At 65.9% G+C, this 627-nt stretch carries 1 protein-coding gene; it reads right to left on the bottom strand.

Annotated features, from left to right (window positions below; translation table 11 throughout):
- The coding region (locus tag CSQ93_RS28555) for a condensation domain-containing protein (RefSeq protein ID WP_158301420.1) at positions 1-627 on the bottom strand (627 nt) is incomplete at both ends.

Genomic DNA, 627 nt, shown 5'->3' with positions numbered 1-627 from the left:
AGCGGGACGTAGGCCGCCCCGCATTTAAGGATGGCCAGGATCGCCTGCACCACTTCGCCCGAGCGTTCCAGGCACAGCCCGACGCGCGCGCCGGGCGCCGCGCCCGACGCCAGCAGGCGATGCGCCAGCTGGTTCGATGCCGCCTCCAGTTCGGCATAGGTCCAGTGACGCTCGCCATCGGTCAAGGCCACCGCCTGCGGCGTGGCCAGTGCCTGCGCCGTAAATAGCTGGTGCAGGCACTGCGCCGGCACTGTCGATTGCGTCGCCCGCCCCAGCTGCAACAAGCGTTCGCGTTCGGCAGGCGCCATCAACGGCAAAGTATCGAGTGCACGCTGCGGATTTGCCAGTGCGCCATCCAGCAAACAGGCGAAACTGTCCGCCATGCGCGCCACCGTGGACGCATCGAACAGGTCGGTGCTGTATTCCCAACTGAGCTGCAGGCCGTCCTCGTCCTCTTCCACGTTCAGCATCAGGTCGAACTGCGCCGTGTGCTGCTGCGTGGCCAGCGACGACACCGTCAGGCCAGGCAGCGAACCGCTTTCCTCTTCATTGTTCTGCAACGACAGCATCACCTGGAATAGGGGCGAATAGCTGAGGGAGCGCTGCGGCTGCAGCGCCTCCACCAGC

Source organism: Janthinobacterium sp. BJB426 (assembly GCF_002735705.1).
GTDB lineage: Bacteria > Pseudomonadota > Gammaproteobacteria > Burkholderiales > Burkholderiaceae_D > Janthinobacterium.
This window is presented reverse-complemented; position numbering and strand designations above follow the sequence as displayed.